This window comes from Alkalihalophilus pseudofirmus, from assembly GCF_029094545.1.
GTDB lineage: Bacteria > Bacillota > Bacilli > Bacillales > Bacillaceae_D > Alkalihalophilus > Alkalihalophilus pseudofirmus.
In genome coordinates, this window is the sequence record NZ_CP117835.1 from 2,956,939 (window position 1) to 2,978,560 (window position 21,622).

Sequence of the window (21,622 nt, forward strand, 5' to 3'; positions counted from 1 at the left end):
CACGTTTTAGGCAAGGAAATGAACAACTAACTTAAAGATTACAAATGGTATGATTCCTTTATTGATTAGGCAGCTCTCCTGTTTCGATGTATGTATTCAAGTCACTTTTCACTTGGTCTTGTACCTCTTGCGGCACTTGAGAACTAAATTCTCCTAGAGAGATAACTCCTTCTGTAAAATCAAATGTATGATTGCCCGGTTCTAATGTTCCTGCTTGATATTGTGCAGCCACAAGCTCATATAGTTCATCTACATGTTGAATGGTACTCGTTAATACGGTCGCTTCTCCTAGATCTGATTGATCCCCAACATAACCGATTGCATACAATCCCTCTTGCTTTACTTTTTCGATCACTTCAACATGAAAACCATCTCCAGCAGGATAAAACACATCAATATTTTTCTCTTTCAATTGATAAAAATAATCGATGGCTGTTTCAGTATCGGACCAGTCATTTACATACTCGATCCTTACCTCTACTTCTGAATCAATATACTTTGCTCCGTCTTTGTACCCTTCTAATTCTGGCTGCCATGGAAACGCAGCAATAGCACCAATCTGGCTGCTTTGAGAGGTTGACGCCCCTACCATCCCAGCGAAGAAACCCATAGCGTAGCTGTCAAACTCTAGGTTCGTCACATTTTCGCCAGTCACTTCCCCATTAAAACTGACAAAGTGTACATCTGGATAGTCTTCACTGAGTTGTGAAAAATAATCAGCATAGATCTGGCCATGACCAAAAATTAAATTAATATCTTGTTCTATAAAATCGTTAATTCCATTTATCACATCAACTTTAGAATTCACTTCTTCTCTAAAATCAACATGAACATCCAAAGTAGAATGAATCGTTAATAAACCCTGATACCCTTTGCTGTTCCACCCTTGGTCATCGATTGTATCTTCAATTAACAAACCTACTCCTTTTAGCCCATTTTCCTTTGACTCAGCTGAACAACCAGCTGCTACCATCAATACAACTGCTAAACTCACAATTAATCGTTGAATGAACATGCTCGCACTCTCCTGATTGATTTCCACCAACTACTAGTATAAAACATTTGGTAGATTTTTTCTTCCTCGTTGTTTTAAAAATGCTATTTCATTCGTGCTTGGGGTTAATGGCCATACTAACCTATTCGTTATGATTATTTAGACACCCTGCATAACTTGTTAAATTAATTAAAACGTAATCTAAATGTAATCATTTCTGCACCCTCCAAAGGTCTTATATTGCGTAGTTATTATTCGTTTTTTAACCCATTGTGTGTAAAAGCTGCACTAATAGATGAATCCAAGGGTGAATCCCGTTTCTAAGACTGGTATAATGAGACGATAATAATTGATCATATGATTTCTGATATGATTTGTAGAAACGAGGAATACATGATGACCGAACTAAAACCCGTTCAATCAAGACGGACATTTGCAATCATTTCTCACCCTGATGCCGGTAAGACGACACTAACTGAGAAATTATTATTATTTGGCGGAGCTATTCGTGAGGCCGGTACTGTTAAAGGGCGAAAAAATAGTAAACATGCGATGAGTGACTGGATGGAGATTGAAAAACAACGTGGAATCTCTGTAACAAGTTCAGTGCTTGAGTTTTTATATGATGGCTATCATGTCAATATTTTAGATACTCCCGGGCATGAAGATTTTAGTGAAGACACTTATAGAACCCTTACAGCAGCAGATTCGGCTACCATGTTAATTGATGCGGCCAAAGGGGTCGAAGCTCAAACGAAGAAACTATTTAAAGTGTGTAAAATGCGCGGTATTCCTATCTTTACTTTTATGAATAAATTAGATCGTCAAGGACGAGATCCTTTTGAACTTATGGAAGAATTAGAAGAACTGCTTGGAATTCGTTCGTATCCTATGGGCTGGCCTATTGGTATGGGTCAATCGTTCAGCGGGGTATATGATCGTCATAATAAGAAGCTTGAACTTTATAATCCAGATAACCCTAAAGAGATTGATGTGATTCAGCTTACCGGTCCGGATGATCCTAAACTAGATGAAGCGATTGGTGATGAGGGTCTGGTCGCTCAATTTAGAGAAGAGTTAGAGTTACTTGATGTAGCAGGTGATGAGTTTGACCTTGACCTGATTAAAAAAGGTGAATTGACACCGATCTTCTTTGGAAGTGCTATTTCGAGCTTCGGGGTACAGACCTTCCTTGAGCATATGCTTAAGCTTTCACCATGGCCGACGCCAAGAGAAAGCACAAAAGGAATAATTGATCCTCTAACCCATAACAAATTCTCAGGATTCATCTTTAAAATTCAAGCTAATATGAATCCAGCACACCGTGACCGTGTCGCTTTCTTACGTATAACGTCAGGTAAATTTGAACGAGGAATGCAGGTTAAGCATGTCCGCCTTGGCAAGAACCTTAAATTAGCTCAGCCAACTCAGTTCCTTGCTCAAAGCAGAAGCATTGTGGATGAGGCCCATGCAGGCGATATTATCGGTTTGTTCGACCCAGGCACCTTCAGAATCGGTGATACACTTGTAGAAGGCCAAGAGTTCGAATTCGACGAAATGCCACATTTCTCGCCTGAACATTTTTCTGCGATTACCGTCAAAGAAGCATTAAAGCATAAGTCTTTTGAGAAAGGGTTGCAGCAATTAACCGAAGAAGGAGCAATCCAATTATTTAAAACCTATAACCGTTTCAATGAACAGCAAATTGTCGGGGTTGTTGGAGTCCTGCAATTTGAAGTATTAGAGCATCGTCTCAAAAATGAATACCATGTTGATATTCAATTAGAACGACTTCCGTTTTCATTTGCACGGTGGGTTGATGGTCCTGAAGAGGAAATGAATACATTCAAAAAAATGCAGCGTAATCTGGTTACTGACCGTGATGGGCGTATTGTAGCACTATTTGATAATGATTTCCAAATGCGAACAGCGATTGATAAATACCCTAATATTCAGTTCTATGAAAACTCATTTTATAAGTCTCAATCATAATTAAAAGAAAAAAGATGGCCAAAGGGCCATCTTTTTTTATGAGCTTAAATAGGAATAGATCACATCATGGAGATTGCTTTTAAATGTAGCGTCTAATTTTGTTCCTTGTTTATTGAAGTGGAATACCTGTTTAGGTGATAAGCCGATTACACTTGAATGAATCCCCATAACTTGCAGCCTTTGAATTAGATAATAGAAGGCATCTACTCCGTCTTTCTCTAGGTCGCCAATCCCATTAAAATCAAAAAGGATCTGCTCAAATTGTCCATTGAATGCTTGCTTAGATATTTCATTTTGATTCATTTCAATGAGTGTTCGATCAAATTCCCCGTAAAATAATACGACCCCTGTCGTTTTTGATATGCGTATAAAAGGGGCGGAAAGCATTTTTATTCTTTTGAGTGATTCCTCAAGTTTCTCTTTTTGCTCAAGCAGCTCAAAGTTTGTTGAAGCGAGACGTTTACTGTGCTGCTGTACTAACTCTTCTAAACGCTTGATGTCTTCATCTTTTGGGACACATATTAAGTGATACATGTCATCCTTCCAAGATAATGAGCATTGAAATAAAGCCATAGGAGCTTGCTTTGTATTCATAACCAATTCAAAATCTTGACGTTCATTAGCTTGAAGGGCCTTTTGAAATTTGTTTAAGCTTCCTTGATCGATGATTTCTTCGACCGCCTGAAAGTGTTTAAAGAAATCCTTTGCATCATCAGACTGATCAATCAATACCAGGTCACGATTAAAAATAATGTACGGAGCTGGTACATGTTTAATATTTATCATTCACTTTCACTCCAGCTGAATAATTTTCCAGCCATCGGTCTAATTCATTCAAATCTTTTAATAGTAGAGTTTGATCTGAGCAATGACTTCTTAGGTCGTATTCTGCTACTAATCTACCTCCTACTAAGACAGTTGGCCGGTGCGGTAAATCTTCTAACGTACGTACGAATTTATTTAGGTTCACTAAATGATAAGGTATGGTAACAGATAGCCCGATCACCTCTGGCTTCCATTCAATCGCCGCACTAACAAGGGCATCAAGCGGCAAATTTGCTCCATACAATCGTGTCTTCCAGCCTTTTTGTTCGAATAAATGTGAAGTAAGTTTAAGGCCTATATCATGCTGTTCTTCTTCTATACAAAGAAACATAGCTTTTGGCTGCTCGTTCATATAACGTAAATTAGCTGTTCGTTTTGAGTGATACAATGAAAGAACAAAATCACAGGTTGATGTAGCTAAGTGTTCATCCGCTACGTTGATTTCGTTTTCTTCCCATAAGCGCCCGATCTCCCTCATTGATTCTGTAATTAATCCATTATAAAGCGGCAAGGAATGACCTTGTTGCTTTAATACCATTTGAGAGATATTCCAAGCCTCTTTTTGATTACCTGAGAGCAGAGCTTTGACAAACAGATTTACTTCATTTTGCATTCTACTTTCACCTCTCTTACTATAAATTAGAGAAAAAATACGTTCTGCTAATCGTTTAAAGGGTAGGCCTTTGCTAGATGTTTGAGACTAGTAGATTGCTATAAAAACGAGATTTCTTGTCCATTCATCCTATTATGTCATACATTCAGGTAAAAAAGAAGTATTACCCTTTTACCAAACCTTTCAAACTTGCATAAAAAAAAGACCCCCTATAGAGTCTTCTAAAACATTCGCTTATGAGCGGTCCATTTTCGGTAAAGAAACTCTGCTGCAAAGCCTAAGACTAACCCTCCTATAACACTTATTCCATCTGAGAAGCCAATTACATTCATTCCTATATAAAAAAACATCAAGGTGACCACACCAAAAATGATGATCCCGATTAACGATCGACTCCACTCCGATTTCTTCCATTCCGATTTAGCCACTTACTTTAGTCACTTCCTTTTAAAAGATCAAGTTGTTTTTGCCATTGTTTCATATGTTCTTTGCACTTTGCAACTCCCGCCTCAATCTCCACCTCAGGCATATATCCGATCTCCTCTGCCTTTTCAATTGCAGCGGAGGATCGATTTTCTGTTTGATAAATTGCCTTTTGATTGAGTTCATAATAGGTTGGCAAATAAATGACCTCATTTTTTTTAGTGCTTTTAGCAGCTAATACTAATCCTTTTACGGCGTCTTTTATATACAATGAACTCTCATCAACATCTAGAAGCCCTTCGCAATGCCAAGGTCCATATAGATTAGGCAGCTCTACGATTTGATAAGCTGATATCAGCCTCATGTATGGTTTAATTTCAGCTTCAATATCAAACAGCTTCGGTTGATCGTTAATGGCAGTATAAATCGGGTAGATGAACGTACATCGATGTGAGAGATTATTCATCAATAAATTTAGGATTCTCTTTTCCTCTTCAAGCGCTGTGCTTTCAAGGGGAGTCATATGAAAACAAACATCTATATCCTTCCATTTGTCTTTTTCAAGGTCCTCTATCGCAGTTTTAAACAGATGAAAAAGTGCATTCCTGCCTATTCTTAATTCCATCTCTTCTTGTTCTAACGCACGCTTCTCATCATGTTCATCTATGCCGATGACTTCAATTCCTTGTTCTAATAATTCATTACAGAGATGAAAACCAGCAAACCCTAATGCTCCCGTTACACATACTTTTTTCATCCAACCCCTCCTTATCCGATTTATCCCCGCTACAAGTTGGTTTCATGCTTTTTAAAAAATCGACAAGCAGGGTCTATATAAGATGAAAAGGTCTTCCCTCCCCCATGTAAGCTAAGGGTTACCTGCATTTCTTTATCTTGAGCTTCTAGAGTGAAGGGCCTGCTATGTTGATCAAAAGGAAAACGCTTGTGCAGGACATCATGAATAATATGGATAGGCGGATATTGATTTGTTCTATTAAATTCATTTTGATCTATAGATAAGGAAAGAGCTGCCGCGTCTTCTTCCATACTATGTGCTTGTGCAAATTCCCTAATAAATCGTTTATAATATAATTTATTATGTTCTTCTTGTTTAGCAAAAGCAAGAAGATCAAGACAAGGATTAATATATAATACAGACCTTATTAATTCAGGCCTTCTTTTAATAATGGATTGTGAGACTAAGGCTCCGCTTCCCTCTGCAATAAGGTGAATTTTCTTATTTAATAAAGCCCTTTTATATACAAGATGGTATAACTGTTCGCTGTAATCCACAGCGCGCTTGCTCCCCCAATGCCTCCCAAATAGCTCGGAAGTAAAGATGGTATAGCCTTCTTTTATTAAAGCCTGTATAAAAAGGAACCTCTCAGGATGTTGGTGCCATATACTTGATGATTCTTCAACGCTCTTTGGGTGATCTCCTATTATAAATACAGCAAACCCATTGGGCTGCCGAGGAAAAAAGAGGAGGTTCCACTGATTTTCAATTTTAAAGAATGTCTCATCTACTGACATTTTTCGCCTCTCCCCTCCCTAATCATATGATCTAAACACTTTTAAATAAGTGTTCATTACTTATTACCCTATGCATATGTTAGGAAAAACGGAATGAGTCAAATGAGGATATTCTTTTTCAAAAAAAGCAGCAAGCACGAATTCACATCATGCTTGCTGCTTTCTGTAACTTTTTCTTATGGTTTCCTTTTTTGAGTCCATTTGCGGTTATGGTTTGAATTTTCCGGGAATGTGTCTCCCGCTTTCAGCTTTACGGATTTAGGGTTCTGTACCATACTCCCTGTTTCACCAATTTCAACATAAATCCCGTTATTCGGTGCTTTTTGACCGTGATCAAATTGTCTATTCTGCCCCATCATAATCCCTCCTTTAGGTTTAGAATTTCCATATTGAGAAGAATCATGAGCCTAGAACAATATTTTATGAAAGCAGGGAGGCTAAAATTGCTTTTTGAGCATGCAGTCTATTTTCTGCCTGATCATAAATAACAGAATTCCCGCCATCAATTACTTCACTAGTCACTTCTTCACCGCGGTGCGCCGGCAGACAATGAAGAAATAAATAATCTGGTTTTGCATAAGCTGCTAACGCCTCGTTCACTTGAAAAGGAGTAAATACTTCCATTCTTGCCGCTTGCTCAGCTTCATACCCCATGCTCGCCCATACATCTGTGTAAATCACATCAGCATCATTAACAGCATAAGCAGGGTCATTGGACTGTGATAAGATGGCTCCAGTTTCTTTAGCTGCTTCAACAGCTTGATTAAAAATGTCTTGATTGACCTCATATCCTTCAGGCGTTGCAATAGCTACATCCATCCCCGCTTTTGCACCGGCTGCCAAAAGAGAATGGGCCACATTATTCCCATCTCCAACATAGGCCATCTTTATTTTCCCTTGATTTGGTTTATGCTCTTTAATAGTTAAAAGATCTGCAAGCGCCTGGCATGGATGAAACGCATCAGTCAGCGCATTGATTACCGGAACATCTGCATGAGCTGCTAGTTCTTCGACCATTTCATGGGAGTTTGTGCGAATCATGATCGCATCTACATAGCGTGACAAAACTTTAGCTGTATCCATGATCGGTTCACCACGGCCAATCTGAAGATCTTTTGGGCTCAAAAACAACGCATGCCCCCCTAATTGAGTCATTCCTACTTCAAATGATACCCTTGTTCTTGTAGAAGAATTCTCAAAGATCATTCCTAACGATTTACCGTTAAGTAATGGCTGAATCGATTTTTCTTTCGCCTCAGTTTTAAGCTGCATAGCTGTTTTTAGTAACTGATTGACTTCTTCTGGAGTATAATCCAATAACGTAAGAAAATCTCTTCCTTTGATTGATGTCTTGCTCTCTATTGTTTGGTTGCTCACATCCAACACACCTTCACATGATTATTATACTAATTCCTTCGTTCTCATTCTCCATTCTTGAATCGACAGTAAATGATCGCAACAAGGTTTATTTCCTTTTAAAAGCGCTTCTAACGTCGTTAATTCTGTTATTACATTTACACGCTGCTTCAATGCTTCGATTCGTTTATCCATTCCTGTTTTAAATCCTGGCTTAGGCAGGCTGATTAGAAGAGCTGCCCCGTCAGATTGTATCCATTCACTAAATCCCTCTTCTTCGATCGTGAACCCTTCTGCTGCTAATTGTTGCTTGTAGCAGTCAAGCTCACTGCTATACATCTCATCGATCTCAATAAAAACAGAACGGTTTACTGTGTTCGATACTGAAGTTCCCATATCCAATGCTTCAAATGTCTTCTTAAATGCCTCATTTAAATCTGAACTAATGCTGATTAATTCACCTGTCGATTTCATTTCGGCTTCAAGAATAGGGTCAACTCCTGAGAGCTTTTGATAAGAAAACACCGGTGCTTTTACTGTATAAAAGCCTGGAATCTCTCCATAACCATTATGTGAGGTAACCTCAGCTAAGGATTTACCTAATAAGAGATGAATTGTATATTCAATTAAATTTTCACCATTGATTTTGCTTAAAATAGGAACCGTTCTTGATGCTCTCGGATTAATCTCGATCACATAAAGACTTTCCTCAAACAAAACAAACTGAACATTAAATATGCCTCTAAGGTCCATTCCTTTTGCCATCTTACTCGTGTAAGTTAAGATTAATTCTTTGACTTCATCAGACACAGAATAAGATGGTGTGACAGCTATACTATCACCTGAGTGCACTCCTGCTTTTTCGATTTGTTCAAATAAGCCTGCAATATAGATATCGTTTCCGTCTGTTAAAACGTCTACCTCTAGCTCCACTCCAGGATAATACGCATCAATTAACAGCGGGTAAGTTAGATCATATTGTTTTGAGTCTAGAACCTCTTTTAGCTCTTGTTTTGACGTAGCAATCATCATGCCCTGACCGCCAATAACATACGACGGTCTAACTAAAACAGGGTATCCAATCTCGCTTGCTTTCTCAATCGCATCTGCTTTGTGCTCTGCCGTCACGCCAGGAATGTGAGGGACATTTACCTGATTCATAAACTCATAAAATTTCCCTCTGTCTTCAAGTTGATCAATCGTTTCTGTTTTCGTCCCATAAATGTGAATGCCCGCTTCCTCTAAACCTTCAACTAATGAGATCGCGGTCTGCCCTCCAAGCCCGACTACCACTCCTTCAGGCTCTTCGATGTCAATTATATTGAGCACATCTTCTACTGTAAGCGGCTCAAAATATAAGCGGTCAGCCGTGGCATAATCGGTGCTGACAGTCTCTGGATTATTGTTAATAATAATCGCTTCATACCCTAATTGATGCAGACTTTTTGCCCCGTGAACCGAACAATAATCAAATTCAATCCCTTGACCAATACGGATAGGTCCAGATCCAAGAATGATGATTTTCTTTTTATCTTGTGTGACCTCTACGTCTCCTTCACCGCTCCAGCTAGAGTAATAATAAGAGGTAGAAGCCGTAAATTCTCCAGCACATGTATCAACCATTTTATAAGCAGGAGTGACGCCCAACCCTTTTCTTTTTTGACGAATAGCAAGCTCAGATACTCCCCATTGTTTTGCGAGCCACTGATCTTGGAATCCATTCACTTTATAAACATGCATCTTCTCCTTTGTTACAGCTTCGAGCGTTTGTTTTGATATGTCTTTTTCTATATCCACGAGATGGAGAAAAGCCCGTAAGAAGAAGTGGTTAATTTGTGTTTCATGATGAATTTCTTCGACTGTAATCCCTTTTCTAAGTAAATCCATAATCGCAAAAAAGCGGCGATCGTCGGCTTTCTTAACTATTTGCCATAACTCTTGATCATTCAAAGATTTCAAGCTTGGTAAACTAAGCCCTTCTACTTTAATTTCAAGCGACCTAACAGCTTTTTGAATACCTGCTTCAAGATTTCTCTCGATTGCCATAACTTCACCTGTGGCCTTCATCTGCGTACCAAGCTGGCGCTCTGCTTGAGTCAGCTTATCAAACGGCCAGCGTGGAAACTTGACAACTACATAATCTAGAGCAGGTTCAAAGCTTGCATACGTATGTCCAGTTACTGGGTTGATTAGTTCATGCAGCTGATAACCAATGCTTAACTTCGCTGCCATTCTTGCAATCGGATAACCGGTTGCCTTAGAAGCCAAAGCAGACGAACGGCTAACACGAGGGTTCACTTCAATTAAGTAGTATCTTTTACTATACGGATCGAGAGCAAATTGAATGTTACATCCTCCGACAATCCCGAGCGCACGAATGATTTTCACAGATACAGAACGCAGCATTTGATATTCAACATCCGTTAAGGTCTGTGAGGGTGCCACTACCATTGAGTCACCCGTGTGAATCCCAACAGGATCGATATTTTCCATATTACAGATTGTAATGCACGTATCATTTTCATCTCGCATGACTTCATATTCAATTTCTTTAAAGCCAGCAATGCTTTTCTCTACTAGGCATTGATTAATCGGGCTAAGAGCGAGCCCTCCTTTAATAATGCGCAGAAGTTCAGCCTCGTTTTCTGCAATTCCGCCTCCTGCGCCCCCAAGGGTATAGGCTGGTCTTACAATAATTGGGTAGCCTACGCTTTCGGCGAATTGAAGCGCGCCATCAACAGTCGTTACAATGTCACTTTCTGGGACTGGTTCGTTCAATTCATGCATTAATGCACGAAACTCTTCTCGGTCTTCTCCTTTTTTGATCGATTCAATTGGAGTTCCAAGTAATTCAACGTCTAACTCTTCTAAGATCCCTTTATCATGAAGAGCTAAAGCTAAATTTAGCCCCGTTTGACCTCCTAGTGTGGCTAAAATCCCATCAGGCTTTTCTTTTTGTATAATCTTTTTAATACTTTCAACCGTCAACGGCTCAAAATAGACGACATCTGCACACGCTTCATCAGTCATAACTGTTGCTGGATTATTATTAACTAGGATTACTTTTATTCCTTCTTCTTTTAATGCAAGGCATGCTTGTGTACCTGCATAATCAAACTCTGCTGCCTGGCCGATCACAATTGGACCAGAACCAATAACGAGCACAGATTGTATCTGTTCTTGTTTAGGCATACGTCTTCTCTCTCCCTTTCTTATGAACCATCTGCATAAAATCATTGAAATAATGAGCACTATCACTTGGGCCCGGATGAGCTTCTGGATGAAATTGAAGGGTCATAACGGCCCATTCATTATGGATTAACCCTTCAATTGATGAATCATTTATATTCATGAATTTCGGACTGAAACCTGTCTGAATTAAGGAATCTTCCTTTACTACGTAGCTATGATTTTGCGATGTCATGTACACTTTATTTGTCATGCAGTCAATCACCGGCTGATTTGCTCCCCGATGACCAAAACGCAGCTTCTCTGTGTCAGCGCCAAATGCCAGCGCAAGCAGCTGATGGCCTAAGCAGATTCCCATGGTAGGAAATGTCATAGCCAGCTTTTTTATAGAAGGCAGCAAATGGACTAAACGTTTTGGATTACCAGGCCCGTTAGATAACAGCACTCCATCAGGCTTAAGTGCTTCCACCTCTTCAAACGTTGAGTGAAAAGGCATAATCGTCACTTTACAATCAAGATCAAGAAGGTGATCAATAATTGATTTTTTATACCCATAATCCATCACAACAATATGGGTATCACCGCTTCCTAGCTGCATTGGTTTGGTGACAGATACGTCCGCAACGACATCTTGATCAGCTAAATTAGGGATTAATTCGAAATCAACCTCTTTTAAGTCAGTTGTTAAGTTTGCCCTCATATCACCTTTTTCACGAATACGTTTTACAATCGCCCGTGTGTCCACCCCCGTTAAGAGCGGGATTCCTGCTTTGGCGCAGCTTGTGGTAAGGTTATCTTCGGAATCATAGTGATACCCCTCATCACTAAGCTTGTGAACAATGAGGGCAGCTGCCTGAGAGCTTCTGCTTTCATTATCCACAGCATTCACACCATAATTTCCTATTAACGGATACGTAAACACGACCATTTGCCCTTTAAATGACGGATCAGTCATCACTTCCTGATACCCCGTCATCCCTGTAAAAAAGACGATTTCTCCATGTACATGCTTTTGATCTCCTGTAAGCTCTCCTTCAAAAACTTCCCCGGTTTCAAGTACAATGTAGCCTTTCATCAACTAATCCCTCCACATCCATCGAATGAATATTCTTTATATAGTATTTTTATACATTCTTTTTCTAAAAAAAGAGCATTATGCAGCTTACCTATTGAGTCAAAAGTGTACTTGATTTAAACACATTTTTTACTGCTTCTACAGCTTGTTCTAATTGCTCATTTGTTACAACTAATGGCGGTAAAAGACGCAAAACATTCGGTCCAGCTTGCAATACGAGAAGCTTTTGCTCTCTTAATGCAGCAACTAATGGCGCTGCTTCATGCTTGCATTCAATCCCGATCATCAGCCCTTTTCCGCGTACCTCAACGATCTCATCCACTTTCTTGCTGAAATCGATAAGCTCATTGATGACCCATTTTCCTTTTTTCGTGACATCTTCTAATAAGTTCTCTGTCACAACTTCTTTTAATACCGCATTAACTGCTGCCATCGCTAGAGGATTCCCGCCAAATGTTGAACCATGACTGCCCGCTTGGAAGTAAGGCGTTAAATGTTCTTTGCCTAGCATTGCTCCAACAGGAAACCCGTTTCCGAGTCCTTTTGCAGCAGTAATGATATCTGGTGATAAGCCGTATTGTTCGTAAGCAAACAATGTGCCTGTTCTGCCGATTCCGGTTTGAACTTCATCGATAATAAGCAAGCATCCGTGCAATTCAGTCACTTCTTTTAACTTATCAGCAAAAGCTTGAGTCATTGGAGTAACCCCGCCTTCCCCTTGGATGACTTCAACCATAATCGCAGCCACTTCAGAATCAACGGCATCGCTTAGGGCATTCTCATCATTGTAAGGAAGATACTCAAATTCAGATAGAAGCGGTCCATAGCCTTCATGAACTTTTGATTGGCCTGTAGCTGACATGCTTCCTATTGTACGGCCATGAAACGACTGATGAAAGCTAAGAATTTTATGTTTGCCCGTTGCTTTCCTAGCGAGCTTGATCGCCGCTTCATTCGCTTCTGCCCCACTGTTACAAAAGAATACTTTATCTAAAACGCTGTAATCCGTCAGTGTTTTTGCAGCCTGTTCTTGTTGTTTAATTTGAAATAGATTGGACACATGCCATAAACTCTCGACTTGTTCTTTCACTGCTTGATTAACTTTTGGATGACAGTGACCTAGATTACAAACAGCAATACCAGCTACAAAATCGAGATAAGTCACACCAGAGCTATCGACTAATAGAGCTCCCTCTCCACTTACTGGTTCTAGCTGCCACCTAGCATATGTAGGAAATAAAGCACTCATTCTTATCTCTCCTCTACATCACCGGCTGATTGCTTAGTGATTTTGAAATTTTTGTTCCTATTAGATCTCCATTAAATAATGATTGATTTGATTTCCCGTTCATGATTGTTACTGATTGCACATTCCCCGTTAAGCTTTTCATAGCGGCTTTTACTTTAGGAATCATCCCGCCATATACCGTTCCATCTTCAATCAATTGATCAACTTCTTCACAGGTTGCAGATTCTATCAAATCACCATCTTTTAAAATGCCGTCCACATCTGTTACAAATACTAGCTCTTCTGCTTGAGTAGCTCTAGCAATCGCCGCCGCTGCACTATCTGCATTTACATTATAGTGGTGACCTTCTTCATTCATTCCAATTGGAGCTATTACAGGAACGAGATGTTGGTCGAGTAATTGATAAATAAGGTCCGTATTAATTTGTACCGGTTCTCCTACAAAGCCTAAGTTCTCCTCATCCACTGCCTCAACTTTCATCAGTCCGCCGTCTAAGCCTGATAACCCGACAGCTAATGTATCAGCTAGTTGAACTTTGGTAACCAGCGCTTTATTTACCTTGCCGCAAAGAACCATCTCAACTGCCTGCAAAACATCGAGAGTAGTCTTTCTCAACCCATTTACAAACGTAGATTCGATGTTTAATTGATTCAGAGTTTGATTGATATGGGGTCCTCCGCCATGAACGATGATCACTTTCTTACCGCTTTTCACTAAATCGGTAATTGTGTTGAAAAATGATGGGGTTAACTGATCAAGTGTACTTCCGCCGCATTTAATGATGATAAGATCTTTCATAACAGCTTCCTCCTTATGTCCGGTAGCCAGCATTAATTCTGACGTATTCATACGTTAAATCACAGCCCCAAGCTTTGCCGAACCCTTCTCCGACATGAAGGTCTACTGAAATAATGACTGTATCGTTCTCCTTCATATAAGCTGTCGCTTCTTCTTCAGAAAAAGCTAATGGACTGCTTGATTCCAACGTTTTAATCGGGCCAATTCCGATATCAATGGTATCTGGATTAATGTCACATTCACTGTAACCGATCGCGCAAATAATTCGTCCCCAATTGGCATCTGTTCCGTACACCGCTGATTTAACTAAGTCAGAGCCGACAATTTGTTTGGCAATTTTCCCAGCTTCCTCATCATTTTTAGCCCCATTTACTTGAACTTCAATTAATTTAGACGCCCCTTCACCGTCACGGGCGATCAATTTTGATAAATCCTCACATGCTGCTTCTAATGCTTGATAGAAAGCATCCCAATCCGGGTGGCTTTGAGTGAGCGGCTGGTTCTTTGCGAGGCCCGAAGCCATTACTACGACCATATCATTTGTTGACGTGTCTCCGTCGACAGTGATGCGGTTAAAGGTTTTATTCGTAATGGAAGACAACGCTGATTGCAGGATATCAGGTTCAATATTGGCATCAGTCGTAATAAAGGACAGCATCGTTGCCATATTAGGATGAATCATCCCAGAGCCTTTAGCTACCCCCCCGATTGATATACACTCCCCATCAATCGATACTTGATAACATGTATGTTTCTGAATCGTATCCGTCGTTAAAATGGCTTGATTAAACGCATAAGCTGCTTCTTTTGTTGAACTTGGTACAAGTTGGGTAATACCCTTTTCAATTTTATCCATCTGTAAAAATTCACCGATGACACCAGTTGAAGTGACAGCTACTAGGTGATCTTCAATCCCAAAGTGTACAGCGGATAATTGACGCATTTTATAAGCATCCTCTAAGCCTTTCTGACCTGTACAAGCATTTGCATTACCGCTGTTTACAACAAGTGCTTGGATTTTACCCTCTTTTTGAATACTTTCCTGCGTTACTTTTAACGGTGCTGCCTGCATTTTATTCAATGTATATACAGCAGCTGCACTGCAAGGAACGTCACTGAAAATCGCACCCAGGTCATTTCTCTTTCTCTTAACCCCAGTGTGAACTCCAACAGCACTAAAGCCTTTTGGCGTTGTAATACCGCCTTCATCTATTTTTGATATGTGAACCTCTTTACTTAGTACACTCACTTCATCCACCCCTTTATGGATAGGTTGGCACCACATTAAGACCTGTTGCTTCATCCCATCCGTTCATAATGTTCCAGTTTTGAATCGCTTGCCCTGAAGCTCCTTTTACCACATTATCAATCACGGAAATGACTGTTATTCTATTTGTTCGTTCGTCATAACCGATCCCGATATCACAAAAGTTGCTTCCATATACTTCTTTTGTTGCTGGGTATGACCCAGCTGGCCTTATTCGAACAAAACGGCTCTCTTTATACGTTTCTTCGTATAATCCTCTGAGCGCTGCTTCTGAAGTAGGTTTGATGGAGACTCCATACATCGTTGCCATAATTCCTCTAACCATCGGAACAAGATGAGGCTGGAATGTAATAGCGCCTGCCTTGTCATTCCAAGACTTCAATACTTGCTCGATTTCAGGAATATGCTTGTGGGTATTCACTTGATAAGCTTTAAAATTCTCATTCATCTCACTAAAATGGGTCATTAGGCTTGGCGTACGGCCAGCACCAGATGTCCCTGACTTCGCATCAATAATAATTGAGTTTGGATCGATCAACCCTTCTTTAATAAGCGGAGCAAGCCCTAATAAAATCGCAGTAGGGTAACAGCCTGGGTTTGCAATGATATCAGCTTCTTTTATCTCGGCCTGATTCCATTCCGATAGTCCGTATACCGCTTGATTTAAGAGATTACTAGATGCAGATGGGCGCTTATACCAAGCCGTGTAAGTATCAGGATCTTCTAATCGCAAGTCTCCTGACAAGTCGATGACTTGAGCTCCGTGTTGAGCTAATAATGCAGTCAATTCACTTGATACCCCAGGAGGAGTAGCTAGAAAAACAATATCTACTTCGCTTGCGACCTTTTGTGCATCAAGTTCTTCTAATTTTTGTTCATACATTGCTGTTAAATGAGGATAAGATTCATGAATATGCAAATCCTGTTTTGAAGATGTATACGTGATGATTTCTTCTGCCTCGGGATGCTGCCATAACAGGCGCAGCAGATCGGCTCCACCATAACCTGTAGCACCAATAATTCCAACCTTCACAATTCAACTCTCCATTTCCGCGTCTCGCATTTATCTTGTTTCCCATTATAAGTATGAATAAAAATAAATTCAACTGTATTTTTATTTTATTTTTCATTTATCTAAATTTTCTTCTTTAGACAACAAAAAAACGCGGCATCTAACCGCGCTTCTCTGTTAATTATTTAATTCTTCCAGCTGTTCGTGAATACGTTCAGCTGTCTCTTCAATTTGTTCGCCCCATAAATCATTGATTTCATGATAGACATAAGCACCATTTTCATCTAAGATACTTACCCCGCGATAAGACATTTCATCATTTTTCATGTTGACTTCTTCAAGCACTTCAAATGATTGGTCTGTTAAAAACGAGTACGTAAAAGCACCAGCTTCTTTTAATCGGTTATGATTATCAGGGCTGTCTACGCTAATAGCATATAGATCTGCATCCATATCATCAAATAAATGAATATTCTCCTGCAACTGAACTAGTTGCTGCTGACAGAGTCCTCAGCCAACTTCAGTGAAGTGAAAGAGCACTGTGGCACGATCTTTATTAGTTAGAGAAACTTCTTGATTATCCTCATTAATAAGAGAAAGTTCACCGCTTGGCTCTCCATCTTCCTGTGTACCGCAAGCTTGCAGCATAAGGGCAATCGCAGCCACAATAAGTAATAAAAGTGAACGGCGTTTTATCCAGTTTTTCATTTTTTCACCTCCACTTACAGTCAATTTGAGTTACTCACTAGTAGAAGCTTATGAAAAAGGCTTTGATGAGTCAACTAATCTGTTTGCCAAACACTCTATTTAGTTAACCGCCTTACTTAACCGTTTTAGTTAACCGTCGCCTTTAAATCTTTTACGATTTCAGTTTGGTCGCTTTGCAGTCCATCATATTTTCTAATTACATTTCCTTCTGGGTCTACTAAGTAAAAGCTTGTACTATGCATAATCTCATCACTATCTTCTACATCTTGTACAATCGCAGCGAACGCTTCCTTTGAAAGGTCACCTATTTCCTCTTGCGAATAGCCAGTTAAAAAATTCCAGTAGTTAAAATCGGCCCCGACATTCGTTCCGTACTTATGAAGAACCTCTGGTGTATCTTGTTTGGGATCTACTGTAAATGAAATAAATTTCATTTCTTTCCCTTCTGCAATCATCGCATCTTGAAGGCGCTGCATATTAGGAGTCATTGTCGGACAAACAGAAGGACATTGGGTAAAAATCATCGTAGCAAGCCAGTAGTCACCTTCAAGATCGCTTTTACCAAACGGTTCTCCATCTTGATTTGTAAATTCAAATTCAGGCATTTCTAAATTACCGCCTGAAATATCAAATTCGGAGTTTCCTCCCATACCATAAATCCAGCCGCAGCCAGATAAAAAGAACATGCTTATTAAAACGACGATCCATTTCTTCATTTTTTATCCTCTTTCACATTATGATTTTGGAACGGGAATATCACTGATTGTTAATGCCCCGTCCTGCTGTTTCTCTTTTTTCAGCCATTGCTTAAATACGTACCCAATCGTAAAGCCATACGTAATTTCTTGCATGATCTTCATTAGAACCCCTGCAAGCTGCTGGTCCATTCTCGTTTCTAAAAAGGCAAATGAGTTCGGCCCGCTAAACACCGACATCGGCACATCTGCACCGGCCGGCAGACAATAAGCCATCACAGAAGCCCAGACGCTGGGGTCTGTATAGGTTTGATACAGCGGTTCTGGGGCAAAAATAATTAATGCACACGCTGGTGTAATGAGAATACCATTTGCAAAAATATAGCCAATTCTTCTTAGGTCTGATAACTGTGATGTAGAAGGAACCGGCGCTAACATATGCCACCACATTAACGTTGCCGCAATAAATAGAACTTGCTGATACAAACTATGAAGGATCTCTGACTGCATCAACGTGTCAAACATAAATGGGACATGATACAATGAAAAAAGTCCGTTAAATAAGAATAAAGCCATGATTGGGCTCCATATGATTTTAAAGACCGGCCCTAGAGCTGTGTGCTTAAATTTATTTATAAGAGCTGTAAACACCCATTGAGGCGTGCCAAGCAGCATTAGAGGTACAGCTACAAAATAGGCAAAAACCATTTGCGTCATATGGAAAGTAATCATAATATGCCCAGCTACATACAGTGGACTTCCCCATCCAACATATAATGCAATCAACCCAAGGGAAAAGTATATTTTCTTTCTCAAAGGAACAACTTCTGCATCCTTAAAACGGACACGCCCTTTGGTTACAATATAAAAATAAATCGCACCAACTATTAAAAGTACAACAATTAACTCTGGAGTCCATAATGCACGCGCCCCAAAGTTAGTAAATAATGTCTCCATTATGCGCTTCCTCCTTTATGGAGAGTAATGTAATTCATACAGCATGTACTGTATACATCAATACTATATCATATAATGCAACGAGATTTTTTGGAGGAATAAGGACATTTTGTTACCTAATTTAGTGAGAGATAAAAGGAGAGATAACTATGTCTAATCAACATCTAATTGCCCTAGACCTTGACGGAACACTGCTTACAGATCAAAAAACCATTTCTTCCCGGTCGAAGGAAGTGATAAACAAAGCAAGAGATGCAGGGCATATCGTAGTCATTTCAACCGGACGCCCTTACCGTGCGAGCATGCAGTATTATCATGAACTGCAGCTAGATACAGCCATTGTTAACTTTAACGGCGCTTTTACGCATCATCCGAAAGATTCAAGCTTTGGCACCTATCATTCACCTCTTGACCTAAACACGGCTAAGACAGTAATTGAAACATGCGAAGCATTTGATGTCAGCAATATCATGGTAGAAGTAATTGATGACTTTTATCTTCGTTACTTTGATAAAGTTTTTGTTGATACGTTTACAGCAGGGTCAAGTCCTGTTGATCATGGTAATTTACTTCATATCTTGCGGGATGATCCTACAGCTATTCTTATCCATCCAAATGAACAAAATGAAAAACAATTGCGTGATTTAATTAAAGATGCGCATGCAGAAGTGATTGATCAACGAACATGGGGAGCACCTTGGAATGTAATTGAGATTGTTAAGGCTGGTATGAACAAAGCGGTCGGCCTGAAGAAAGTGTCTGACTTTTACGGTATTCCACGTGATCGAATTATTGCCTTTGGTGATGAAGATAATGACTTTGAGATGATTGAATTTGCAGGTCAAGGAGTCGCTATGGAAAATGGGATTGATGCGTTAAAAAACCTGGCAAATGCGACAACTAAGTCAAATGAAGAAGATGGCATTGCCTTATATTTAGAAGAAGCACTAAATCTCTAAAACCACTGCATGTTCACCATTACGTTTGGACAACTTATTAGTGAATCCCATTGTCCAAAGGAGAGATGAACATGAGCAAACATTCTAGATCAAAGCGTGCAATCCAGCAAGGTAAGGATGCTGTACAGCCTGCAAATGAAACAGAAGGTTTACCAAGTATGAAGCAAAGAGAACAATCCAACCAGCGTAATCAGCGAGGTGAGCAGTAATGGGAAATATGCTGTATCAAGAAGCTCGCGAAGCGGTTGCACGTGCAGAGTTATTAGCCCTTGCAGCTGAAACAGATATTCAAAGGGAAGCTGTTCAAAAAGAAATTCAACGTGCTAAAAATGCACTGAATTCCGCGTTTCATAATTCCTCAATGGCAGAACAAGAGCAGCTTGGCCACATGCAAACTCAATTGCAAAACATTACGTCTATGGGGCAGTTTGAATAACAAAAACAGACCGCTTTATGAATGAAGGCCATTCAAAGGTTTAAACTTTGAATGGCCGTTTTTTATTTAACACAATCAACCAGCTAGGTATCTACTATTCTCCTACCCTCTTTTATGTTACGCTATAATGGATAATGTATATGGTCAAACACGTATAATTGTGCAGGGGGAGCAAAACATGGTTAAGGTTTATGAAATACCCAAGAGTGCAGATAGTGAAACGCAGCAAAGAATAGCGGACCTTTTAATGGGTCAAGTAGATTCTATGTGGGCTGAAGATCCGTATAAGCAGCTTCTATCTTCCATTCATTTAACGTTACAAGAAGGGTCTAAGGCTCATATTTTTGTGGCTGAAAAGGATGACACACTGGTGGGAGCGGCATTTTTCAATGTGGGAATCAGTATGGATAAGGGCGGCCACTATATTTGGCTGAATGACCTTTATGTTCATAAGGAACATCGTAATCAAGGAATCGCAAAAAAACTGCTTTTAAAGATTATTTACTGGGCTGAAAATGAGAATATTAAAGGGATTGAGCTAGAAACAGGAATTAATAACGAAGCTACCAAAGCCCTTTATAATTCATTAGGCTTTTATGATATTGTCTCTAAACGATATGGATTTAGATTTTAAACTGATGGGGTACACTCCCATCAGTTTTTTTTGTTTCTGTGCCCATGCCCATTTATTTGAGAAACTGGGCGAATTGCTTCTTTTTTCTGACTATTAAACATATGATGTAGCAACCTTACAAATTGGTTATCGTAAGCCCGCAAAGGAGTGTGGACGATAATGAGAGAAGCGTTTGTTGATGTTGAATTTTCAGATGTATACATTGAACTAACTAAACCAGCACTCCATCAATTTATCAAAAGAATGATGAGTCACCATTATTCGCTGTTTTGGCGATATGACTCTAAGACGATTTATTTAATGATCGAACTTGAGGACTCCGTTCACGAACTTCCCTTCATACGTAACACTGAATTTCTAACCCTATCCGCTGAGTGTCTTCACATTTATGATGACGTCCTTGCGAGTGCCCTTGAAAAATTACTTCAACGCGAACGCGGAAATGCAATTGTCAAACGTGTTACAGATGGTCCTCTCTACATTACGTCGTATCAAGCCGGTGACATTGAATCTATGATAGAAATTGATGGGAGTGAAAAAGTGATGATGAACAGAAATGGATCTATGATTCAATACAAAGATGATGGTAAATCCCTAGAGCCCAAAACTATTTATAATATGATGAACTTAGAGATTGATTATGTCCTAATGGAACTGCATGAAGCCCTGCTCGATGCTGATGAATCGCAAATTGAATCGCATAAAAGAAGACTAAAGAAACTTTTGCAAAGACGTGAACAAGTAGAACAGCTGCTCTAGACTCTTACTAAGCCGCTTTGACAAAGCCTGACAACTTTATCCGCTGTTTTTGACAGCGAAAAAAGCAAGCACATCTCAACATGGTGCTTGCATTTTTTCGGGACCTACCTAGACCTATCAGGACCTAATTTGAACATCTGCTTAAGA

General features: G+C 39.7%; 23 protein-coding genes and 1 pseudogene. 6 read left to right on the top strand and 18 right to left on the bottom strand.

The features are described 5' to 3' along the window. Window positions 1-58 precede the first annotated feature (58 nt). Window positions 59-1,015, bottom strand: a complete 957-nt coding sequence (locus PQ478_RS15860; protein ID WP_289234822.1) for a BMP family ABC transporter substrate-binding protein — start codon at window positions 1,013-1,015, stop codon at window positions 59-61. 375 nt (window positions 1,016-1,390) lie between these two features. Here PQ478_RS15860 and PQ478_RS15865 point away from each other — a divergent pair, with 375 nt between their 5' ends. Then, entirely contained in the window at window positions 1,391-2,986 is a 1,596-nt protein-coding gene (locus PQ478_RS15865; RefSeq protein WP_012959769.1) for a peptide chain release factor 3, read from the top strand. 36 nt (window positions 2,987-3,022) lie between these two features. Here PQ478_RS15865 and PQ478_RS15870 read toward each other — a convergent pair whose 3' ends face one another. The 17 genes and pseudogenes from PQ478_RS15870 to ctaG all read right to left on the bottom strand — a co-directional run bounded on the left by PQ478_RS15870 (window position 3,023) and on the right by ctaG (window position 18,687). Further along, window positions 3,023-3,772: an STAS domain-containing protein gene (locus PQ478_RS15870; RefSeq protein ID WP_289234823.1), complete on the bottom strand. Its 750-nt coding sequence runs from the start codon at window positions 3,770-3,772 to the stop codon at window positions 3,023-3,025. After that, on the bottom strand, window positions 3,759-4,424 hold the full coding sequence (locus PQ478_RS15875) for a cobalamin B12-binding domain-containing protein (RefSeq protein WP_012959771.1): 666 nt from the start codon (window positions 4,422-4,424) through the stop codon (window positions 3,759-3,761). Before PQ478_RS15875 ends, PQ478_RS15870 begins: the two co-directional genes overlap by 14 nt. A 221-nt stretch (window positions 4,425-4,645) precedes the next feature. Continuing rightward, window positions 4,646-4,852, bottom strand: a complete 207-nt coding sequence (locus tag PQ478_RS15880) for a hypothetical protein (RefSeq protein ID WP_289234824.1) — start codon at window positions 4,850-4,852, stop codon at window positions 4,646-4,648. Window positions 4,853-4,857: 5 nt separating this feature from the next. Continuing rightward, a complete protein-coding gene (locus PQ478_RS15885) occupies window positions 4,858-5,604 on the bottom strand; it encodes an NAD-dependent epimerase/dehydratase family protein (protein ID WP_289234825.1) in 747 nt (248 codons plus the stop codon). A gap of 29 nt (window positions 5,605-5,633) precedes the next feature. Continuing rightward, the gene (locus tag PQ478_RS15890) at window positions 5,634-6,380 is read right to left on the bottom strand and encodes an alpha/beta fold hydrolase (RefSeq protein WP_075681131.1); all 747 of its coding nucleotides are present in this window, start codon (window positions 6,378-6,380) and stop codon (window positions 5,634-5,636) included. Between the two features lie 176 nt (window positions 6,381-6,556). Then, window positions 6,557-6,736, bottom strand: a complete 180-nt coding sequence (locus PQ478_RS15895; RefSeq protein ID WP_022628572.1) for a YjzC family protein — start codon at window positions 6,734-6,736, stop codon at window positions 6,557-6,559. A gap of 64 nt (window positions 6,737-6,800) precedes the next feature. Continuing rightward, entirely contained in the window at window positions 6,801-7,757 is a 957-nt protein-coding gene (argF, locus tag PQ478_RS15900; protein ID WP_075681133.1) for an ornithine carbamoyltransferase, read from the bottom strand. A gap of 24 nt (window positions 7,758-7,781) precedes the next feature. Then, a complete protein-coding gene (gene carB / locus PQ478_RS15905; RefSeq protein WP_289234826.1) occupies window positions 7,782-10,928 on the bottom strand; it encodes a carbamoyl-phosphate synthase (glutamine-hydrolyzing) large subunit in 3,147 nt (1,048 codons plus the stop codon). Further along, window positions 10,921-12,000 (bottom strand): carbamoyl phosphate synthase small subunit, encoded by a 1,080-nt coding sequence (locus PQ478_RS15910; protein WP_289234827.1) that lies wholly within the window; start codon window positions 11,998-12,000, stop codon window positions 10,921-10,923. Before PQ478_RS15910 ends, carB begins: the two co-directional genes overlap by 8 nt. 91 nt (window positions 12,001-12,091) lie before the next feature. Next, window positions 12,092-13,249, bottom strand: coding sequence for an acetylornithine transaminase (argD, locus tag PQ478_RS15915; protein ID WP_075681139.1), 1,158 nt, complete (start codon window positions 13,247-13,249; stop codon window positions 12,092-12,094). 13 nt (window positions 13,250-13,262) lie between these two features. Next, a complete protein-coding gene (gene argB, locus PQ478_RS15920; protein WP_289234828.1) occupies window positions 13,263-14,048 on the bottom strand; it encodes an acetylglutamate kinase in 786 nt (261 codons plus the stop codon). Window positions 14,049-14,061: 13 nt separating this feature from the next. After that, on the bottom strand, window positions 14,062-15,297 hold the full coding sequence (gene argJ / locus PQ478_RS15925; protein ID WP_435521042.1) for a bifunctional glutamate N-acetyltransferase/amino-acid acetyltransferase ArgJ: 1,236 nt from the start codon (window positions 15,295-15,297) through the stop codon (window positions 14,062-14,064). A gap of 13 nt (window positions 15,298-15,310) precedes the next feature. Then, on the bottom strand, window positions 15,311-16,348 hold the full coding sequence (gene argC / locus PQ478_RS15930; protein ID WP_075681144.1) for an N-acetyl-gamma-glutamyl-phosphate reductase: 1,038 nt from the start codon (window positions 16,346-16,348) through the stop codon (window positions 15,311-15,313). A gap of 156 nt (window positions 16,349-16,504) precedes the next feature. Then, window positions 16,505-16,819: pseudogene (locus PQ478_RS15935) on the bottom strand (redoxin domain-containing protein); the annotation flags it as partial. Window positions 16,820-16,837: 18 nt separating this feature from the next. Beyond that, the gene (locus PQ478_RS15940; protein WP_289234829.1) at window positions 16,838-17,035 is read right to left on the bottom strand and encodes a hypothetical protein; all 198 of its coding nucleotides are present in this window, start codon (window positions 17,033-17,035) and stop codon (window positions 16,838-16,840) included. Window positions 17,036-17,160: 125 nt separating this feature from the next. Then, the gene (locus PQ478_RS15945) at window positions 17,161-17,751 is read right to left on the bottom strand and encodes an SCO family protein (protein ID WP_289234830.1); all 591 of its coding nucleotides are present in this window, start codon (window positions 17,749-17,751) and stop codon (window positions 17,161-17,163) included. 18 nt (window positions 17,752-17,769) lie between these two features. Further along, window positions 17,770-18,687 carry a cytochrome c oxidase assembly factor CtaG gene (gene ctaG, locus PQ478_RS15950; protein WP_075681152.1) on the bottom strand — a complete coding sequence of 306 codons (918 nt, stop codon included), beginning with the start codon at window positions 18,685-18,687 and terminating at the stop codon, window positions 17,770-17,772. 149 nt (window positions 18,688-18,836) lie between these two features. On the opposite strand from ctaG, the gene PQ478_RS15955 reads away from it, so the two are divergent. The 5 genes from PQ478_RS15955 to PQ478_RS15975 all read left to right on the top strand — a co-directional run bounded on the left by PQ478_RS15955 (window position 18,837) and on the right by PQ478_RS15975 (window position 21,475). Further along, window positions 18,837-19,646, top strand: a complete 810-nt coding sequence (locus tag PQ478_RS15955; protein ID WP_012959787.1) for a Cof-type HAD-IIB family hydrolase — start codon at window positions 18,837-18,839, stop codon at window positions 19,644-19,646. 71 nt (window positions 19,647-19,717) lie between these two features. Next, on the top strand, window positions 19,718-19,855 hold the full coding sequence (locus PQ478_RS15960; protein WP_012959788.1) for a hypothetical protein: 138 nt from the start codon (window positions 19,718-19,720) through the stop codon (window positions 19,853-19,855). Then, a complete protein-coding gene (locus PQ478_RS15965; protein ID WP_012959789.1) occupies window positions 19,855-20,082 on the top strand; it encodes a DUF3813 domain-containing protein in 228 nt (75 codons plus the stop codon). Before PQ478_RS15960 ends, PQ478_RS15965 begins: the two co-directional genes overlap by 1 nt. Window positions 20,083-20,260: 178 nt before the next feature. Then, complete coding sequence (locus tag PQ478_RS15970; RefSeq protein WP_289234831.1) at window positions 20,261-20,716, top strand: GNAT family N-acetyltransferase; 456 nt, start codon at window positions 20,261-20,263, stop codon at window positions 20,714-20,716. 159 nt (window positions 20,717-20,875) lie between these two features. Further along, window positions 20,876-21,475 carry a YkzI domain-containing protein gene (locus PQ478_RS15975; RefSeq protein ID WP_012959791.1) on the top strand — a complete coding sequence of 200 codons (600 nt, stop codon included), beginning with the start codon at window positions 20,876-20,878 and terminating at the stop codon, window positions 21,473-21,475. Window positions 21,476-21,622: the final 147 nt, after the last annotated feature.